Genomic DNA, 439 nt, shown 5'->3' with positions numbered 1-439 from the left:
GATGGTCTGCAGAAGCTCCGTATCATTCTGATAAAAGTACACATTTATGGATTGCAAAACAAGCTATTGAAATTATGAAAACAGAATCTAATATTGAAGCAAATAAGCAGGCTGTGGACTTTTTAAATTATCCGCAATATAAGGATCTATTTTCTAAAGGATTATATGATGCAGATTATAATGCAGAGTTTAACGATGGTGGAACAGGAATAGGCGGCGTTTTTAAAGGCGGATGGAAATCTCATTTTTATGATCCTGATACTAAAGAAAATTATAGAGGAGAAACAAATCCAACGGCTCTTACACAAGGTAAGAAATACTTTTATGAATCTGGAGAACATTTACGAAATAAAGACTATGAAAAAGCTTTCTATTACTTAGGAGTAGCCACGCACTACTTTACAGATGCTACCCAACCTATGCATGCAGCAAATTTTAC

The 439-nt window shown here is 34.4% G+C and carries 1 protein-coding gene; it reads left to right on the top strand.

The window, feature by feature from the left end; all coding sequences use genetic code 11:
• The coding region (locus JDS80_RS30740) for a zinc dependent phospholipase C family protein (protein ID WP_199640823.1) at nt 1-439 on the top strand (439 nt) is incomplete at both ends.

Source organism: Bacillus cereus group sp. N8, assembly GCF_016483685.1.
Lineage (GTDB): Bacteria > Bacillota > Bacilli > Bacillales > Bacillaceae_G > Bacillus_A > Bacillus_A proteolyticus.
The sequence above is the reverse complement of the archived record's forward strand: the minus strand, read 5'-3'. Positions and strand labels throughout refer to the sequence as shown.